Raw genomic sequence first — 18,014 nt, 5'->3', positions numbered from 1 at the left:
GAAAAGATGGGGCCTTTTATCAAATTTGTATCAAAAGACACTCGATTGCGAGTGTCTTTTGTACGAAATTATCATGCAAAATAGCTTATTCTCAAAGCAACATCCCAACAAGCCAAAGAATTATCGCAATCCGAACTAATGAATATCCTCGTGACTGCGGTAAATTAACTCTAATTGCGGATGACTCCATAAACTGGCGGGGGTCACTGTCGCACGCTCCCAAGGAATATGACCGATAAACCACAATTTCCAAAAGTTAAGTTTGGCTTCGGGGTTTTTACTTAATAAATCTTTAAAAGTTTCAATTTCACCTACGTTAATTGAAAGTGCTGACTGGTAAATATCAAATACAAATTTCGAGCAGAACTGGCGGGAAGAGTGATAATCAAAGCCAGTATGATAAAATTTATTAAGTCTTGAAGGAACTTCTGCAACTAAAGCTGCTTTTTGTTCATCCGTTAGGTGGTGAGTAAGTCGGCGAACACCATATCTTTGCCCAGCCGAACGTTGAATAAAGCGAGTCAAAGTCGTGACAGTTGATAGCGGTACTCGGCTTTCTGCTACTAAATAATCTTGCCCGTTATGACCAATTATCAAGCCAACATGATTGCTCCAACATAAAGAGGCTGACGCTATTTGGCGAAATAACGTAGTGCCAATACTTGTAAAGATAATATCGCCGACCTCGAGGTTTTTAGGGGGAGTATTATTTGTCATTATTCATACCTCTCAATAATTTTAACTCTGTTTGATAGTAATCCCTGATAAAGAGTAACAGCAATGAGAATACGGATTAAAATCGCGTATTAAATTAAATAATACGTTTTCGTTTAGGTTATATTGATTATAGGTTATGCAACTCAATTTATTTTATTGTTTGTAGGGCATGGCTCAATGCGATAATACTACGCGTAATCTCAGTTTCAGTATGTGCAGCATAACCGAATAAAATAGCGTTGTTTTCATGACTATTCATACAATAACGAGACAGTGGCTGTACACCAAAACCTAACTGATGGCAGGTAGAGAGTATAAACGGCAAACTAATTCCCGGCTTTAACCAACAAACAGCATGGATCCCTGAATCTGTTTGCTCAACGTTAAATACATGGGGCAAATAGGTGTTAATTGCACTAATTAATGCATTTTGGCGTGAATAGCAAACTTTTCGAACTTTACGCACATGGCGTGCATAATGCCCCTCTTGAATAAACTGTGCTAAAGCGGCTTGTTCTAAGTAACCTGAATGGCTATCACTGTAATATTTCATCATAGTAAAAGGCTCGATCAGAATTTTTGGCACAATTAAAAATCCTAAACGAAAACCCGGATACATCATTTTAGAAAAGGTGCCGGCATAAATAACACGTTGATGCGCATCAAGCCCTTGAAGTGCTTGAATAGGTTTAGATAAATAGCGAAATTCACTGTTGTAGTCATCTTCAAAAATCCATGCTTGATTCTTGTTTGCCCACTCTAATAGCGCTAATCGTTTTGTTAAACTCAAAGTCGTACCAAGAGGAAATTGATGGGAAGGGGCGGTGTAAACTAAGCAAGCGTCAGGGTAAGTTTGTGCGGCCATCGTAATATTCATTCCATCACTCTCAGAAGGAATTGGGCAAATATTGGCTCCACGAGCAGTTAAAATAGCTCGCGCACTATCATATCCAGAATCATCTAACCAGACTGAGCTACCTTGTTGTAATAATACGCTTGCGGTTAAATTAATTGCCTGCTGAGTACCATTTACAATAATAATTTGCTCTTCGCTGCAATTAACCCCACGCGTTGAGTGCACATAATCGACTAATATTCTTTTTAGTGGCGGATAACCTGCCGGATGATTGTAGTGAGGAATTTCTTGTTTTGATCTTCTCCAAATCCTTCCTAGTAATCTTCCCCATAAATCATGGGGAAACTGATCAACGCAACCAATGCCGATATTGAACATCTGTTTTTTATTCGTATTAGGCCGAGACGTTTTCCATAATGTCGTTAAATGACTCATCACGGGATTGAGATTAGGTGCAGAATATTGCTGTTTATCGAGAGGATCTGTCTTGGATGTTAATTTAACCAGCTCATCAGGTATGGTTGTAGAAACATAGGTGCCAGAGCCTTGACGAGTAACTAAATAACCCTCGTCGATTAATCGTTCAAAACCTGCAATGACTGAATTGCGAGATATCGACATCATTTCAGCAAAAGCACGACTCGAGGGCAGTTTGATCCCCGCAGATAATCGCCCATCAAGAATGGCATTTCTGATGGTGTGATAAACATTTTCTTTAATACAACCTGCTTCTAAGAGTAAATGAGGGAAGAGAGCTTGCGGTTTACGTTTCATTAGAAGTGGATCCTAAATAAATAGCAAAAGTGTATCTTATTTAGTACCAGATTGATATGTAATATAACGCCATTGTTTTATATGTCGAATCGTTAAAGGATATATCATGAATAACAATATGTTACCTGTTACTGTTGAGTTTGTGTCACCCGAGCATTATCCGCAATGGCTAGTTTATTGGTTGCAGTATCAAGAATTTTATAAAGTGGATTTAAGCGAAGAAATCACATTAAAAACATGGGAGCGTTTTTTCGATGAAAATGAGCCTATGTATTGCGCCGTTGCACTTGAAGGTGAAAAAGTGGTTGGTTTTGTCAATTACCTCTACCATCGCTCCACATGGGCGGAAAATAATTTCTGCTATTTGGAAGATTTATTTGTTTCGCCAGACGTAAGGGGGCGTCAGGTAGGAAAACATCTGATTGAATTCGTGCATGAACAAGCAAAAAAACAAGCTTGTGGACGTCTGTATTGGCATACGCAGGAAACCAATTTACGAGGGCAGCGCTTATATGATTGGGTTGCTGAAAAACCAGGTGTGATTGAATATAGAATGCCGTTGTAATCTTTTAGTGATTTATTCATGAGATAGGTTACATACCCACTCATCATCCGAAGATTTTTTATCCTACTTGTGATCTCTTGGCGATTTCTGCCATCCCCACTGTTTTTGCGAGCGGTGGGGCTTTTATCTCCTTTGCTATGCTCATTGTTTTAATTTCAGACAAAGTTCAAAGTAGCTTTTTGTTAAGTTATATCCGACTGTTATTGAAAAATAACAGTAAACAATCACTACATGTGATATTCAAAGGAAAACACCTTGTTGACACCCGTCAACGAAGTAACTACAGTACGGATACAGGAGGGAAATGAAGAGACATCCAAACAAACACATTCAATCAGCGATTGAATATGCTGTCTCTAAAGGCTGGGTTTTGGTATCAGCGGGTCATAGTTCGCATGCCTTTTGCCGTTTACGCTGTGGTGACGCGAATGATGCACATCAAAACCATCAAATGAGCGTGTGGTCCACACCAAGCCGTCCTGAGGATCATGCTAAACAGATCAAACGGAAAGTTGATAGTTGTTATCGGTCTGGAAATTAATTTAAGGCGGCATTGCCGCCTGTTTCAAGCGAATAATCTAGGGGATGAGAAAGGTCACCTAGAACGGTATAGATAATAAAATGGTCTCAGTTAAAGGTATCTATTAACGAATCCATTAATGTATGGCGAGTATCAAGGAGAAGACAGTGTCACTATACAATTTCACGTTGGTGCTTTCAGGTGTTAATGCTGATACCCCAGGACTCGAAGATGCGCTGTATGAAAGTGGTTGCGGTGATGCGCTAATCTGTTTTTATGGTAAATCGGTCTATCTAGAATTTGATAGAGAGGCTAAATCATTAGATGATGCAATTGAGTCAGCTATCCATCATGTTGAAACATCTGGGTTAGGGGCAAGAGTAGAATCGGTTGATTCAGTGCTCGTCGGCTTGAGTGATATTGCTGATTTAACACATCTATCAAGGCAAGCGGTTGCAATGCTGAAAGATGGTAAGCGGGGTGCAGGGGATTTTCCAAACCCAATACAGCGTATTAAAGGCCAATCCCCTTTATGGGATTGGGCTGAGGTTGCTAATTGGTTACAAATTAATGGCAGGTTAAATCACCATCCTGAATTAGTGACGAATGCGAAGGCATTAAGTAAATGGAACTTGGCATTACGATCAAGTGTATGTGATGATTTGCTTGAAGTTGAAGCGATAACGAAAAAAATCGTCGATAATAGGCAAAAAAGAGCAGCATACGCCGATAAAACGAATGTTAAATAACCAATCTTAAAATACTCCCTTATTGACATAAGGGGGTAACTTTAATGCTCATGATATCTAAGCCGCCAGCTACAACTCGAATACTCAATGCTTGTGGTAGCAGGGAAGCCAATTTTCTTGGTTCAATGTTAGAGTGAGTAAGGAATGTTTTAAGTTGCTAGTTGTTTACGTACTTCCATAAGCGCAAAACCTAATAAATTGAGCCCTTTCCAAGTGAGAGGGTTCTCGATATTTTCACTATCTTCAGCAAGGCCGATCCCCCATATTTTATCAACAGGGCTTGCCTCCACTAATATTCTTTCATTGGTATTTAATAAAAATGTTTTTAACTCTTCATTTTGTGAAAACTTAGCAAGATTTGCTGCGACAACAATATTAAATCTATGCTCATCCCATATGCTCTGTTGAAAGCCTCGTACCTCTCTACCGAATGCTTTTGCAGCGCCAGGATTTGGGGCATGGATAATTTTCTCGAAACTTTCATTGTCATCAAATAATCGTGCTTTTTCTGCCATCATAAAATGTTCAGCACTGGCAAAGCGATTGCCTTCAACCATAAAAGTAGCTGGATACCATTGGCTCAGGCAACTCTTGGTAACTTGTTTTTGTTTTGATTGATGACCCCAGAAAAAGAGGTATTTCAATTTTTTACCTGTTCGGTATTGTTTGCAAAGGGTTTGGATATCCATAATAAATTGTTCTAATAAATTTCTATTGGGGTAGCGTATCGATAAATTCTTCGAAATACCATAAGAAAGACCTGTAGTTATAGCTTAAATAGATTGATTAAAAAGTAACTGGCAAGTGTTGAAAATTAAATAAAACGTGAGGCATCAGACATTTTTTATAAATGATATAAAAAGTCGCATTTTCACGCGTGAATAGAGCCATTTTTACCTAACTATTACATTTTGTTAACGATACAGTAAGCCCTCTTATTGGGTAAGGTTATTAACGAAAGTAAAGTATAAAAATATGGAACAAATATTGTTAGTTTTATGGCCTTTATTTGCACTGATAGCAATGGGTTTTATATTACGTCGTTCATCGCTGTTTTCGGTTGATTTTTGGCCTAGCGCTGAAAAACTGAACTATTTTATTTTGTTTCCTGCTTTATTGATTAACAGTTTAGCGAGTGCCCCACTTGATAGCCCTAAACTGCCTTATCTCGCGGGTGCGATATTTTTTGTGCTTATTATTAGCAGTGTATTAGTTCTAATTTTTAAATTACTTTTTAAAATGCCAATACCACGGTTTGGTGCTCATATTCAAGGTATTACCCGCTTTAATACTTATTTAGGGCTTGCAATTATAGCCGATTTATTTGGTACTGATGGCATAGCGATTGCTGCCGTCATTATGGCGATACTGGTGCCAAGTTGTAATGTTATTGCGGTCTTAGCATTAACCACTGGCTCTAAAGTTTCTATCAAACAGTTATTTTTACCGATCATTAAAAACCCGTTAATCCTCTCTTGTATTATTGGTATTTTGCTGAACTTATCTCAAATAGGATTACCTTTTGGTTCAGGACAACTATTAAAGCTACTTGCGGCAGCGAGTTTACCATTAGGGTTAATTTGTATTGGCGCGGCATTGCAAACATCGACGCTCAGGAAAGAATTTAAGCCGCTAATGACCTCTACGCTGTTACGTTTATTAGCGATGCCAGTATTAGCGCTTTTAACAGCAAAATTATTCTCATTACCGGAGTTTGAAACCGCGTTATTTGTGATTTTCTTTGCAATACCGACGGCGCCGACGGCTTATATTTTAACTCGTCAACTAAATGGTGATAGTCAGCTTATGGCAGGCATCATCACTTTGCAGACCGTAATTGCTGTCGTGACATTACCATTCATTCTTACCCAGATAATACATTAACTCATTGCTGCTATCGTTATTTAGCTTAAGTGAGATAATGGGTTTGAAGAGAATCGCTTTGTTAAAATATGGGGTTAATTTTGGGGATAAAATGGTTGTAGGAATAACGCATTATGACAGTTTTAGATAAAATATGTCTAATGGCTATATCTACATTCAAAATTCTGTTTATTGAGAACGCTAATGCCATTTTGTATTAATCAACAACCCCAAATAAACCAAACACTCTCCATTCCCAGTTCACGCGCGATAGAGGCTATTTTTAGTTCACCCGAGAAGCTCACAACCAAAGAATCTGAGTTGATGGGGATAAAAATTAAAGGTATTAAAAATAATACGCTATTTGTCGTTGAAAGTAATACTGGGCAGCCATTAAGCCTCAGCAAAGCTGAATTTCAATGGCTTTTTGAAACCAAGGTTGTAAGGCGTTTACAACCTGAAAAGACGAATTTTTTATCCCCAACGCAAATGTATAAAGGCTTGTTTGAATAATATTAAAGACATACACTGCTGCTTGATAAGGTAATAACATCATTTGATGATAAGGGGTCATGTGTGTCTTTAGAAAAATGTCAAAATAATGAAAATCTATCTATTGATGAGGTATTAGATAAACTTTCATTGCTGTACACAAATGCCATTGATTCTTTAAGAAGTGCCATTGCAGCTTATGTGACTGATGGGCAATTACCTGATGCGGATGCCCGCAAAAAGGGATTATTTGCCTATCCTGAACTATGTGTTGAGTGGCATGGTCAAATTGATCATTGCGTAAAAACGAGGGCATATGCACGTTTTGTTAAGCCCGGACAGTATCGTATTACGGTGACCCAGCCGGATCTATTTCGTCAATATTTAACCGAGCAACTGAGCATTTTACAGCAAGATTATGATGTCACTTTTTCTGTTTACCCCTCACAAACTGAAGTGCCATACCCGTTTGTGATTGATGGTTCTGATTTAGCTTTAGATAGAAGTATGAGTAGCAGTCTAGCGGCTCATTTTCCTATTACAGATCTTGCAGATATTAGTGATGATATTACCGACGGTTTATTTCAATCCGCAGAGGAGATGCCCCTTTCTCACTTTGATGCTTTGCGTGTCGATTTTTCCTTAGCGAGACTGAAACATTATACGGGAACGCCGCCAGAACATGTGCAACCTTATATTTTGTTTACAAATTACAATCGTTATGTCGATGAGTTTGTAAGCTGGGCTTGCGAGCAAGTTAGGGATCCGAATAGTCGTTATGTTGCATTATCCTGTGTAGGGCACAATTATTTAACGGCTGAAAACGCTGACCCACAAATTGCCACGTCTGATCTCACATGGAAAAAATTCCAAATGCCAGCGTATCATCTGATCGCGAAAGAGGGTGTAGGAATAACATTAGTTAATATTGGTGTTGGTCCATCGAATGCAAAAAATATTTGTGATCACTTGGCGGTATTACGGCCACACGCATGGTTAATGATAGGCCATTGCGGCGGCTTACGTGAAAGTCAAAAAATTGGTGACTATGTATTAGCTCATGCCTACTTACGTGATGATCATATTTTAGATGATGTTTTACCCCCTGATATTCCCATCCCAAGTATCGCAGAGGTACAAAGGGCACTGTACGATGCAACGAAACAAGTCAGTAATATGCCAGGTGAATTAGTTAAGCAACGGCTAAGAACAGGTACGGTGGTAACAACGGATGATCGTAACTGGGAATTACGCTTTTTTGCAACGGCCCGCCGTTTCAGCTTAAGCCGTGCTGTTGCTGTAGATATGGAAAGTGCGACTATTGCGGCTCAAGGTTATCGTTTTAGGGTGCCATATGGGACGCTATTATGCGTTTCTGATAAACCATTACATGGTGAAATCAAATTACCAGGGCAAGCAAATAGCTTTTATGAAGGGGCAATTTCAGAACATTTGCAGATTGGTATTCGAGCGATTGATCTTTTGCGACAAGAAGGCGATAAACTGCATTCAAGAAAATTAAGAACCTTTGATGAGCCTCCTTTTAGGTAATAAAAAAGTATAGATACCGAATCAATGACATTTGCAGTGGCAAATGAAAAAATGAGGTATGGGTGAATTAAGCGAGTTATTAACGCCATGGTTGATGAACTAGATATTTCTGAGGTGAGTGAGCTATCGGGCTTACCGCCATCGACGTTGCGCTATTACGAAGAAAAGGGGTTAATTACCCCGATTGGTCGTAAAGGTTTGAAGCGTGTTTATCATGGTAAAGATGTGATGACTCGCTTATCACTTATTGCTTTAGGGAGAGAAGCAAAATTTTCACTTGATGAAATAAGCACCATGTTGAATCAAAGAAATGGACCAACGATTGATCGTGGCTATTTAATAACAAAAGCAGAGGAAATTCAAAAAGTCATTGATGATTTGTCGGCGTTAAAAAAAGGTATTTTGCATATCGTCAATTGCCCTGAAGAAAATCATTTAGCCTGCCCTAAATTTCAAAAAATAATGTCGATAGGCCTACGAAATAGCCGAAAATTCAGCCAATAAGGCATAATCTAGTGGGTATAACCGCGTGATTATCCCACTTTTGATAACAATTTATCCCATTTTCCTTCATAGAAAGCCTTTTAGATCTTAACTACACTTTAGGTATTGCTACACTGATTTAAAGGGTCCTATGTCTACTCACTTCTTAGCATTTGAAAAACCTATCGTCGAACTTAATGAAAGAATCGACGCCTTAGTGGCTTTTAAACAAAATAGCCAACAGCCTGATATTGATTTCGATGAAGAGATCAAGTTGCTGGAGAAAAAATGTTTAACACTGACAAAGAAAATTTTTTCTCAGCTTGGTGCTTGGGAAATAGTTCAACTTGCAAGGCATCCATTGAGGCCCTATACCCTAGATTATATTTCGCTGATTTTTACGGAATTTCAGGAGTTGGCTGGAGATAGGGCATTTGCGGATGATAAGGCGCTTGTTGGTGGTCTAGCACGCCTTGACGGGCAACCTGTTATGGTTATAGGTCAACAGAAAGGGCGTACCACAAAAGAAAAAGTGATGAGAAATTTCGGTATGCCTTCCCCGGAAGGTTACCGTAAGGCATTAAGGTTAATGAAGATGGCTGAGCGTTTTCATTTACCTGTAGTGATATTCATTGATTCTGCGGGGGCATATCCCGGTATTGGTGCAGAAGAGAGAGGGCAAGCTGAAGCGATAGCACGAAATATTATGGAGATGTCTTGCCTAAAAACACCTATCATTTGCGTGATAACAGGGGAAGGTTGCTCTGGTGGTGCACTGGCAATAGGGGTTGGCGACCGTATTAATATGTTGGAGTACAGCACATATGCGGCAATATCTCCGGAAGGTTGTGCTTCAATCCTTTGGAAAGATGCACAAAAAGCGCAAGTTGCTGCGGAAACAATGGGAATGACAGCCAAAAGGCTCAAGGAGCTAGGTATTATTGACACTATTATCCCTGAACCGCTCGGTGGCGCACATCGCGATTATGTATTAGCGAGTGAAAATTTAAAACGGCAGTTGCTTATTGATTTAGAGGCCCTCAAAAAACGGGATGTTGATCTATTATTGGCCGAAAGATATCAGAAAATTATGGCGTTTGGTTACTGTTAAGCATGATATAGTCATTTTTATCTGAAGTCGTTTGGTGATAGAAATGAATATAGAGCAATGGGCGAATGAGTTTGATAATTACCTGCTAAAAAACTGGGTTAATGATGATAATGCCCATGATATTTTTCATCTTAGGCGAGTTTGGCGTACGGCACAAAAAATTATGGAGCCAATAGAACAAGTTAATCCTTTGGTTGTATTGGCTGCCTGTTATTTTCACGATTTTGTCTCATTGCCGAAAAATCACCCCCAAAGACACCAAGCATCTTCTTTAAGTGCTGATAAAGCGGTGAGTGTTTTTCAGTCTCATTTTCCAAGCCTACCTGAACATTACTATGAACCGATTGCTCACTGTATTATCACCCATAGTTTTAGTGCTCAGCTCGAACCAAAAACGATTGAAGCGAAAATTGTTCAAGATGCGGATAGGTTAGAAGCACTTGGCGCAATTGGCTTAGCGCGTGTTTTTGCCGTTAGTGGCCAATTGAATAGGGCATTATTTGATGCAAATGATCCTTTTGCACAAAATAGGCCACTGGATGATACTCAATGGGCTTTAGATCACTTTCAGCAAAAATTACTTAAATTACCGAGTACTATGCAAACTTCAATGGGAAGATTGCTCGCCACTCAAAATGCGAATTATTTAGTACAGTTTATGGCGAAATTAAGTGCTGAATTAAAGGGGAATAGTGTCCAGTTTGATGATCATATCATCGAACAGTTTTGGCTCTAATTAAGGTAGTGGCTTGATGTATTCAATAGGGATAGGCGATAAATGTCGGTTGATCTGAATTTATTAAGAGTTTTTGTTTCTGTGGCGTCTCAGGGCAATTTTGCTCGTGCCGCACAACAACTGTCTATGCCAACATCGAATGTTAGCCGGAGTATTAAGCAATTAGAAACTCAGCTCAATTGTCGGTTAATTGAGAGAACAACGCGGAATATGAGGCTGACAGAGCAAGGTGAAATATTATGGAAGCATAGTCAAAATCTCTATGCAGAGCTTGATGATATATTGAGCCAAATAAGCCATCGTGAGAGATTAACAGGAACATTACGGCTCACTATTCCTAGTGAGACGGGAAGCCTACTATTAGCCGACATAATCACCGATTTTGCTCTGTTGCATCCACAATTAACGCTTCATTGTGATACTCAGCTTATGCCTTTAGATGTGATTAATGATGATATCGATTTATTATTAACGTTCCATCGGGGTGAGTTAGGCGATAGCAGCTATCATTCGAAATTAATAAAAGCTTGGCCGAGCGTTGTTGTGGCGGCTCCTCATCTTATTGAACAAACGGGCAAGCCGAAAAACCTCACGGAGCTAGCTAATATGCCTTGTATTTCAAGTTTAAGTGCAATAGCCGGTCAGCCATGGATATTTATCGATCAACAAAAACGCCCTCAAAAACTCAATATTAATAGTCGATACCGAGTTAATAGCGGTATTTTAGCTAAAGTTGCTGCATTAAAAGGGATTGGCTATGCCATTTTAGCGATGGAATCTTGCCAACCAGATATTGAGCAAGGTTTACTTGAAGTTATTGAGTTTGATGAGCGACCCGCTCCGATTGAATTACGTGCAGTTTATGCGAGTCGACGTTCATTATCACCGAAGATTGATGCTTTTTTGCAATATTTAATCCCATTATTTGCCAATAAGAAGGTGTAATTGCCAGACTCAATCATGCTGAAGTATGGCGTAATTTCAGGGTGAGTCCTTTTAGAAAATAGCGCAGTAATTGGTCACCACATTCACGGTAGTTTTTATGTTCGGGGTGACGAAATAGGGCGTTAATTTCGGGTTTAGATACTCGAAAATCGGCTTTTTGGTAGATTTCTATCATATCGGTATCTTTTAATGCAAAAGCGATACGGAGTTTTTTAAGGATAATATTATTGTTGATATGTGTTTCAACTGTCGGAGCAGGGTGGTTATCGCTTTTACCTCGACGAAAATAGACTAAACCGTTAAGGAAGTGAACCAAGGTTTTATCATTACACTCCCTATATTCGGGGGAATCATCTTTCTTTAGCCAACTTACTATTTCTGCTTTGGTCACCGTTAAACCAGAGAGCTGCATAATTTCCACCATCTGGTTATCACTAAGGTCTAGTATGTAGCGAATACGACGTAAAACATAATTATTAAGCATGGCTATTGATTTTCCATAAATTAAGTTTTCTAAATCAATCACTAATGATAGTTATCAATGTTGAGATTCAAAAATATTGAGGCGTTTTAAGAAAGGCATACTAGAGAGTAATTTTGTTTTTATCAATATAAGAATGCGTAAAATAGACGATTTTAGACTACCTTACGCATATTGTGTCTGACGTTGAATTAGCCGATAAAATAGATGAGACTATAAAAAAAGACTAAGGTTAACCCAACAGTTAATAGCATATTTTTCAGTAACGCCGCGGCAACGACGCAAAATAAAGCTCCCCATAAATAGGGGTTATCAGGGAAATCCCGCAACGCATGATTATCTAACAGGATCACCGGAGCACAAATTGCGGTTAATAAGCAAGGCGCTGAATAACCGAGAGCCTGTTTAATAAACAGTGGCAACCTAACAGGAAGCTGTGGGATCAGAAAAACGTAGCGTAAAGAGAAAACAATAACCGTCAGTGTCAGGATCAATACCCAAATCATTTTTCTTCCTTAAGTAATCGAGAAACCATAACTGAAACACACATCCCCCCAACACCCGCGATGACAATCGCACTACTTATTGAATATAGTGAGAGGGTAACGGCCACAACTAATGAAAATATCACGCCACAAATTGTGCTTATTTTCTTTGTCAGTGGAACAACAATCGCTAATAGTGTCGCAACCACAGAAAAGTCTAAATGTAAGCGGCTTAGGTCAGTAATGAAATTGGCCATCATAATGCCAAGAAGGCTGGTGATTAACCAAACAATATAAAAACTGAATCCAGCACCAAATAAATAAGGAAAACTGAGTGGCTGCCGTTTAGCAGCACTAATAGCAAATAGTTCGTCTGTTAATAAAAAGCCAATGCTTAAACGTTGAGTGGCAGTAAAATCCTTAACATGAGGCCGCATTGTTAGGCCGTATAGCAAATGCTGTGAAGTAATAAAGAAGACAGATATAATAATAGTGATATAACCCGCCCCAGAATTAAGTAAACCTAAAGTAACAAGTTGTGCTGCGCCAGCAAATATCATCGCTGACATAGAAATACTTTGCCAAAATGAAAGTCCGGCTTCAACAGCCATTGAACCTGCTAAAACACCCCATGGGATCACTGCTAAATTCAATGGAGTCATGTGCAGAGCCCCATGAGTAAAAGCACGTTGCCATTGGCTACGTTGTTGTGAATACATTGATTTAATACCTTTTTTGCTTCGTTATTTTTATCATACTGTCGAGTTGAGATGGCTGATAGAATAAAATTGCTCTTGATATGAGTGTATTATCACCAATGCCATGGCATAAAAGTAAATAACTAGCCTTTAATTTACACAATGTGGACAATTTGCACGCAATATCCCCAGCTATCTTTTAAGCAATAATAAAAGCGGTTATTCAGCCGATAACGGAAATAAGGGCTAGCATAAATGAATGCCGCCACTGGTAATATGCCGCGTATATTGGCTAGGTGTGACCCCAATGGATTTCTTAAAATGCCGTGTGAAATGGCTCTGATCAGAAAAACCACACTGGTTTGAAACATCAGCAGGTTTCTCCCCTTGTAATAGCAATTTTTTAGCTTTGTATAATCTTGCTTGGATCAAAAATGTATGGGGGGTTGTGCCTGTATGTAATTTAAACTGACGTAGAAAATGCCACTGACTTACCCCAGCAATTGCTGCTAACTCACTTAGGGAATGATCCTGCTCTGCGGTGCTCATGATTAGGTCACAAATATCCTGCATACGTTGTTTTGCAGGGGGAATATCATTGGGTTGTACTCGGCTTTTGTTGTATTTCAAAATAAGCCAGCTCATTGATGAGAGTAATAAGGTCTCTTTGAATAAGGTGTTATTGGGTTGTAATAATAAATTAAATAGTAAATTTAACTGAGCTGCTAAACCGGGATCTTGGATCACTGCGTTAGGGAACCAAGGGATCACTCCGTAGTTATCCGTTTTTAAATCTAAGGTTAAGCGTTGAAACATTTCAGGGGTAGGATAAATAGCTTTATAGGCCCAGCCGCCAGCTACAGCAGAAGAGCCTGTATGGATTTCATCCGCATTCACCACAATAATGTCGCCTTTAGGTGCATAATGGTTTTCACCAGTACGAAAAAATTGCTGAGCACCATCTTCAATCACACCAATACAAAAGCCTTCATGGCTATGGCGGGAAAATTTTTGTTGATGGTACTGGGCTTCTATCATTTCTAAGCCACCCAGTTCTCGCAAATGAAAATAATTGGCACTTTCCATCCCAATACCTACTCTTTACCCATGATAAAAACGGAATATAAACACACAGTTATATTGCATTAAACGTATGCTATTTATACCCTTAATCTTAATTATTTTCACTATCACTACCCAATGACCTATTTTGGGTTATTATTTCAATGATTCTTAATATTACGGAATAAAAACCCAAGACAAATGTTAGTGTCAATACGATTCTATTTTTAGTTTATTTTGTGAATTATTGGTTCATGAAATTCAATATTTTTAGATTATTCAACCTAGTTTTTGGTCTATGCATGGCATATTTGCCCATATTTTTATTTGCGCGTAGTGATATCTTTTATAGTAAGATAACCCCGTGTATCATAGTCAATATTAACTGAATATGTTTATTTTTTGTTATAACTTTTATTAAGTTAGCGGGTTCCTTATGCTTGAAAATCTTGGTATCACAAATTTATGGACGTATTTAATCGGTGTAATTTTTATTACATTGGTGCCAGGCCCAAATTCTTTGTTTGTGTTAACGAGTAGTGCAAAGTATGGCATTAAAAATGGTTATAAAGCCGCGCTAGGCGTATTTACGGGTGACGCGATACTGATTTTTTTATCGTTTTTAGGGGTTGCTTCACTGGTTAAAACATCACCTATCTTTTTTAGTGTAATTAAGTATGTTGGCGCTACCTATTTAGTTTATTTAGGAATAAAAACGCTGTATAGCGTCTTTCATAAAAAAGAGCCGGTTGGGGATGTGGATGCAATAGTATTAGCAGCGAAAGGAACATACCAAAAAGCGGTGTTTTTAAGTTTGCTTAATCCTAAAATGATCATTTTTTATGTGTCATTTTTTATTCAGTTTATTGATCCTGCTTATCCTAATGCAGGCATACCGTTTTTTATTTTAGGCAGCATTCTTGAAGCATGCAGTATGATTTATCTATCAATGCTGATTTTTGGTGCTGTTGCTGTTACTAACATGGTAAAACATAACAAAAAACTGTCTAAATTATCTAATAGCTGCATTGGTGCTATCTTCTTAATGTTTGGGGCTAAATTAGCGTTAGCCGCCTAGTTTTTAGGGGTATATGATGATGCCGGCCATGAGCCGGCTTTTTTATCACTGTAATCTCGAAACAATTCTCAAGTCTCTAATACAACCCGTCGTCCAAAATTGTGCTCTGAATTTCAGTATCATGTGATTTGGAGTGGAATTATTGCGGTACAAATGTGTTCAGAAATAGTCTGGCTAATGGAACGGTGAAAGAGCACGTTTGGCTTCCAACATAGATAAACGACATAATAAAATTAAAATTATTCTGTGAGAAAAGGATGTATACCTGATGAAGCATTTAGTCAAAATTGCCAGCCGTTATGCAAAGCCATCTATTATCAATGATTATATTGAATGTGGTTATGTTGCTGCCGCGCTAGAAGCGGAAGATGGTGAAATTTATACAGGTATTAGCATTGATACGGCGTGCTCTCTGGGTTTTTGTGCAGAGCATGGCGCTGTTGCTGAATTACTCAAAGCAGGAAAGTCGGTCATTAAGTCGATGGTTGCCGTTGATTCCGCTGGAAATGTTGTACCGCCTTGTGGGCGTTGTCGAGAATTAGTTAGTCAATTATCCAATAAAAATAAGCAGACGCTCGTTGGGGTCGATAATGAAACTCAAGTCACCTTAGAGCAATTGATGCCTTATGATTGGAAAGCCACACAAAATAGAGAACAATAGAATGATGACGCAAGAGGATAAACATTTCACGGCAACGGCATTGTTGCGTAATCAAAAAGGGGAGTTTTTATTACATAAGCATCGCAAATTAGGGTGTTGGCTCCCACCGGGAGGGCATTTAGAAGATAATGAAGAGCCTCAAGATGCGGTAATGCGTGAAGTACGGGAAGAAACAGGGTTAGATTGCCGCGTGATTGATTGCGCCTATCCAACAGCAACCAAGGTAACGGGTTGTGAAAAAGTCACTGCTTTGCCCATGCCTTTAGCCATCTTAAAAGAGTTTATAACTGATAAAGAAAAAGGGGATCATTGGCATATTGATATGGTGTATTTATGTGAGCTTGTATCGCCAGATAAAACGCCTGATCCTGCATTTTGTTGGGTGCCTTTTGAAGAGCTAGCCAATCTCAATATCCCACATGATCTACTGCAATTGGCAAGCATGGTAAATGAAACTAACTTGTTGAAATAAAATTTATTTTATATTTAAAAACAACAATGAAACACCGAGCACCATTAATAACAGACCAATTATTTTATCCACCACGAATTGGTAATTGAGAACTTGGTTGCGTATGACGGGCGCTGCGAAGAATAACGCGATCAAACTGAACCATAGCCAATGAACAAAAGAGATAAAAAACCCATAACTCAAATTAAGCATTAATGAGTGAGAATTTTGGAGCACTTGCGTATATACAGAAACGACAAATAGCATGGTTTTGGGATTTAATGCATTAGTTAAAAAGCCCATTTTAAAGGCAGCAAATCTTGTAGGTTTAGGTGTTTCACCGGTTTCTGTATTGATTTTTTGTTTATTGGTAAATGAGCTAAATCCAATATAAATTAAATATCCCACACCAAATAATTTCACAATAGTAAAAAGCGTCGGTGAGTTCATGATAAGCAGTGTTACACCGAATACAGTATAAAAAACATGAACCTGCACCCCAAAGGCTATACCTAATGCTGCAAGCAACCCAATTTTTGTGCCATAAGCATAACTACTACGTGTCACCATGGCAAAGTCGGGACCTGGACTAATTACCGCTAAAATAGTCATGGCTGCCATAGCAATAAGTTCATTCATGTTAACTGTCCTTAATAGGTAATAAAAACTGATATTAAAAATTGCTGATATAAATCATCTTGTTTATTAATTAACTGTATTATCAATAGATTGTATTTAGTTAAAAAGCGATTTATGCTGACGTAAATCTGTCAGTTTTTGTTACCTATATGATGAAATTACCACCATTATCCTCATTACGTTTCTTTGATGCCGCCGCGCGTCATGGCAGCTTTGTTAAAGCGGCGGATGAACTCCATGTCACGCATAGTGCTATCAGTCGCCAAATACGTTTGCTTGAAGAACAGATTGGTATTGCATTATTTGAGCGGCGTAACCGAGCGGTTTTTTTAACGTTGGCAGGCAAAAAGCTATATCAAACAACGAGTGAAATCTTTGCTCAATTGGATAAGACATTAGCAGAGCTTGGCAGTGTCGTTGATAGTAATGTGGTGAGTATTTCTTGTGAACCCACTATCGCTATGAAATGGCTTATTCCTCGATTAACGCAATTTTATCAGCAATTTCCTCATATTACGGTGCATTTGATTGCGGCAGGAGGGCCTATTGATTTCACTAAAGCAGGTGTTGATCTTGCTTTTAGGCGTAATGATTTTAAGTGGAATAGCCATATTTATGCTGAAGAAGTGTGTCGTGAAAGGATGGGGTTAGTGCAGCGGCCCGATTTACATTGGCACGATGGCTCCAGCGACATTGCGTTACTGTATCCAGCTTCTCGTCCCTCTGTTTGGGAGCAATGGCAACAGCAGATGGGCAATAGTCAGCAAGGTAATCGACAGGTTTCATATGAACATTTTTACCTTTGCATTCAGGCGGCCATTTCTGGTCAAGGGGTTGCGATTGCTTCATTTTTAATGGTTGAAGATGAGTTGCAATCAGGTCAATTAACCGCGCCTTATGGTTTTATCGAAGATGGTTCAGCTTATTATTTGTTGGCGCCCAAGCCACCTGTTGTCGGAAGTGCTTTGCACCTATTTATTGAGTGGCTAAAAGATTGCCTTCAAGAAAGCTATACACTAACCCAAAAGGAGTAGCACAGATTTTACTTTACGCTCGAATTGTTTATTCTTTCAGCAAAACCATGTAATAAATAAAGA

General features: G+C 38.8%; 22 protein-coding genes. 14 read left to right on the top strand and 8 right to left on the bottom strand.

The genetic code is table 11. The annotated features are described in order from the left end of the window. Positions 1-135: 135 nt before the first annotated feature. Together I3B46_RS11310 and pdxR are read right to left on the bottom strand one after the other, a co-directional pair. Positions 136-717, bottom strand: coding sequence for a YebB family permuted papain-like enzyme (locus tag I3B46_RS11310; protein WP_004919702.1), 582 nt, complete (start codon positions 715-717; stop codon positions 136-138). Between the two features lie 148 nt (positions 718-865). Further along, a complete protein-coding gene (gene pdxR / locus I3B46_RS11305; protein ID WP_163762043.1) occupies positions 866-2,347 on the bottom strand; it encodes a MocR-like pyridoxine biosynthesis transcription factor PdxR in 1,482 nt (493 codons plus the stop codon). Positions 2,348-2,453: 106 nt separating this feature from the next. Here pdxR and I3B46_RS11300 point away from each other — a divergent pair, with 106 nt between their 5' ends. The 3 genes from I3B46_RS11300 to I3B46_RS11290 all read left to right on the top strand — a co-directional run bounded on the left by I3B46_RS11300 (position 2,454) and on the right by I3B46_RS11290 (position 4,181). Next, positions 2,454-2,912, top strand: a complete 459-nt coding sequence (locus tag I3B46_RS11300; protein ID WP_004919706.1) for a GNAT family N-acetyltransferase — start codon at positions 2,454-2,456, stop codon at positions 2,910-2,912. Between the two features lie 304 nt (positions 2,913-3,216). Next, positions 3,217-3,453, top strand: coding sequence for a hypothetical protein (locus I3B46_RS11295; protein ID WP_004919708.1), 237 nt, complete (start codon positions 3,217-3,219; stop codon positions 3,451-3,453). A 146-nt stretch (positions 3,454-3,599) separates the two neighbouring features. After that, a complete protein-coding gene (locus I3B46_RS11290) occupies positions 3,600-4,181 on the top strand; it encodes a helix-turn-helix transcriptional regulator (RefSeq protein WP_014658333.1) in 582 nt (193 codons plus the stop codon). A 149-nt stretch (positions 4,182-4,330) separates the two neighbouring features. Here the strand turns inward: I3B46_RS11290 and I3B46_RS11285 are convergent, their stop codons facing one another. Then, complete coding sequence (locus I3B46_RS11285) at positions 4,331-4,870, bottom strand: NADAR family protein (RefSeq protein ID WP_004919711.1); 540 nt, start codon at positions 4,868-4,870, stop codon at positions 4,331-4,333. Between the two features lie 286 nt (positions 4,871-5,156). Here I3B46_RS11285 and I3B46_RS11280 point away from each other — a divergent pair, with 286 nt between their 5' ends. The 7 genes from I3B46_RS11280 (at position 5,157) to I3B46_RS11250 (ending at position 11,362) form a co-directional block, all read left to right on the top strand. Then, a complete protein-coding gene (locus I3B46_RS11280; protein ID WP_196992983.1) occupies positions 5,157-6,065 on the top strand; it encodes an AEC family transporter in 909 nt (302 codons plus the stop codon). A gap of 183 nt (positions 6,066-6,248) precedes the next feature. Then, entirely contained in the window at positions 6,249-6,557 is a 309-nt protein-coding gene (locus tag I3B46_RS11275) for a hypothetical protein (protein ID WP_036940200.1), read from the top strand. A gap of 63 nt (positions 6,558-6,620) precedes the next feature. Then, positions 6,621-8,087, top strand: coding sequence for an AMP nucleosidase (locus I3B46_RS11270; RefSeq protein ID WP_004919716.1), 1,467 nt, complete (start codon positions 6,621-6,623; stop codon positions 8,085-8,087). Positions 8,088-8,174: 87 nt separating this feature from the next. Further along, complete coding sequence (locus tag I3B46_RS11265) at positions 8,175-8,591, top strand: helix-turn-helix domain-containing protein (RefSeq protein WP_004919718.1); 417 nt, start codon at positions 8,175-8,177, stop codon at positions 8,589-8,591. Between the two features lie 130 nt (positions 8,592-8,721). Beyond that, complete coding sequence (gene accA, locus I3B46_RS11260) at positions 8,722-9,681, top strand: acetyl-CoA carboxylase carboxyl transferase subunit alpha (RefSeq protein WP_036940204.1); 960 nt, start codon at positions 8,722-8,724, stop codon at positions 9,679-9,681. 43 nt (positions 9,682-9,724) lie between these two features. Further along, on the top strand, positions 9,725-10,417 hold the full coding sequence (locus I3B46_RS11255; RefSeq protein ID WP_036940207.1) for a phosphohydrolase: 693 nt from the start codon (positions 9,725-9,727) through the stop codon (positions 10,415-10,417). 42 nt (positions 10,418-10,459) lie between these two features. Continuing rightward, positions 10,460-11,362, top strand: coding sequence for a LysR family transcriptional regulator (locus I3B46_RS11250; RefSeq protein ID WP_104873477.1), 903 nt, complete (start codon positions 10,460-10,462; stop codon positions 11,360-11,362). 13 nt (positions 11,363-11,375) lie between these two features. Here I3B46_RS11250 and I3B46_RS11245 read toward each other — a convergent pair whose 3' ends face one another. The 4 genes from I3B46_RS11245 to I3B46_RS11230 form a co-directional block, all read right to left on the bottom strand. Beyond that, positions 11,376-11,846: a DUF1456 family protein gene (locus I3B46_RS11245; RefSeq protein ID WP_014658339.1), complete on the bottom strand. Its 471-nt coding sequence runs from the start codon at positions 11,844-11,846 to the stop codon at positions 11,376-11,378. Between the two features lie 188 nt (positions 11,847-12,034). Beyond that, positions 12,035-12,349 (bottom strand): AzlD domain-containing protein, encoded by a 315-nt coding sequence (locus I3B46_RS11240; protein WP_004919731.1) that lies wholly within the window; start codon positions 12,347-12,349, stop codon positions 12,035-12,037. Then, positions 12,346-13,047: an AzlC family ABC transporter permease gene (locus tag I3B46_RS11235; protein WP_004919733.1), complete on the bottom strand. Its 702-nt coding sequence runs from the start codon at positions 13,045-13,047 to the stop codon at positions 12,346-12,348. Before I3B46_RS11235 ends, I3B46_RS11240 begins: the two co-directional genes overlap by 4 nt. 225 nt (positions 13,048-13,272) lie before the next feature. After that, positions 13,273-14,112, bottom strand: a complete 840-nt coding sequence (locus I3B46_RS11230; protein WP_004919737.1) for an AraC family transcriptional regulator — start codon at positions 14,110-14,112, stop codon at positions 13,273-13,275. Between the two features lie 412 nt (positions 14,113-14,524). Between I3B46_RS11230 and leuE the strand changes: the two genes are divergently transcribed. From leuE to I3B46_RS11215, 3 genes are all read left to right on the top strand, one after another. Then, on the top strand, positions 14,525-15,166 hold the full coding sequence (leuE, locus tag I3B46_RS11225; RefSeq protein ID WP_036940216.1) for a leucine efflux protein LeuE: 642 nt from the start codon (positions 14,525-14,527) through the stop codon (positions 15,164-15,166). 268 nt (positions 15,167-15,434) lie between these two features. Continuing rightward, the gene (locus tag I3B46_RS11220; protein ID WP_014658342.1) at positions 15,435-15,827 is read left to right on the top strand and encodes a cytidine deaminase family protein; all 393 of its coding nucleotides are present in this window, start codon (positions 15,435-15,437) and stop codon (positions 15,825-15,827) included. A 1-nt stretch (position 15,828) separates the two neighbouring features. After that, positions 15,829-16,299 (top strand): NUDIX hydrolase, encoded by a 471-nt coding sequence (locus I3B46_RS11215; RefSeq protein ID WP_014658343.1) that lies wholly within the window; start codon positions 15,829-15,831, stop codon positions 16,297-16,299. A 3-nt stretch (positions 16,300-16,302) separates the two neighbouring features. Here the strand turns inward: I3B46_RS11215 and I3B46_RS11210 are convergent, their stop codons facing one another. Next, positions 16,303-16,917: a LysE family translocator gene (locus tag I3B46_RS11210; RefSeq protein ID WP_061064046.1), complete on the bottom strand. Its 615-nt coding sequence runs from the start codon at positions 16,915-16,917 to the stop codon at positions 16,303-16,305. 149 nt (positions 16,918-17,066) lie between these two features. Here I3B46_RS11210 and I3B46_RS11205 point away from each other — a divergent pair, with 149 nt between their 5' ends. Next, positions 17,067-17,951, top strand: coding sequence for a LysR substrate-binding domain-containing protein (locus tag I3B46_RS11205; RefSeq protein WP_014658345.1), 885 nt, complete (start codon positions 17,067-17,069; stop codon positions 17,949-17,951). Positions 17,952-18,014: the final 63 nt, after the last annotated feature.

Origin of the sequence: Providencia sp. 2.29 (assembly GCF_015832305.1) — a bacterium.
Classification (GTDB): Bacteria; Pseudomonadota; Gammaproteobacteria; order Enterobacterales; family Enterobacteriaceae; genus Providencia; species Providencia stuartii.
This window is presented reverse-complemented; position numbering and strand designations above follow the sequence as displayed.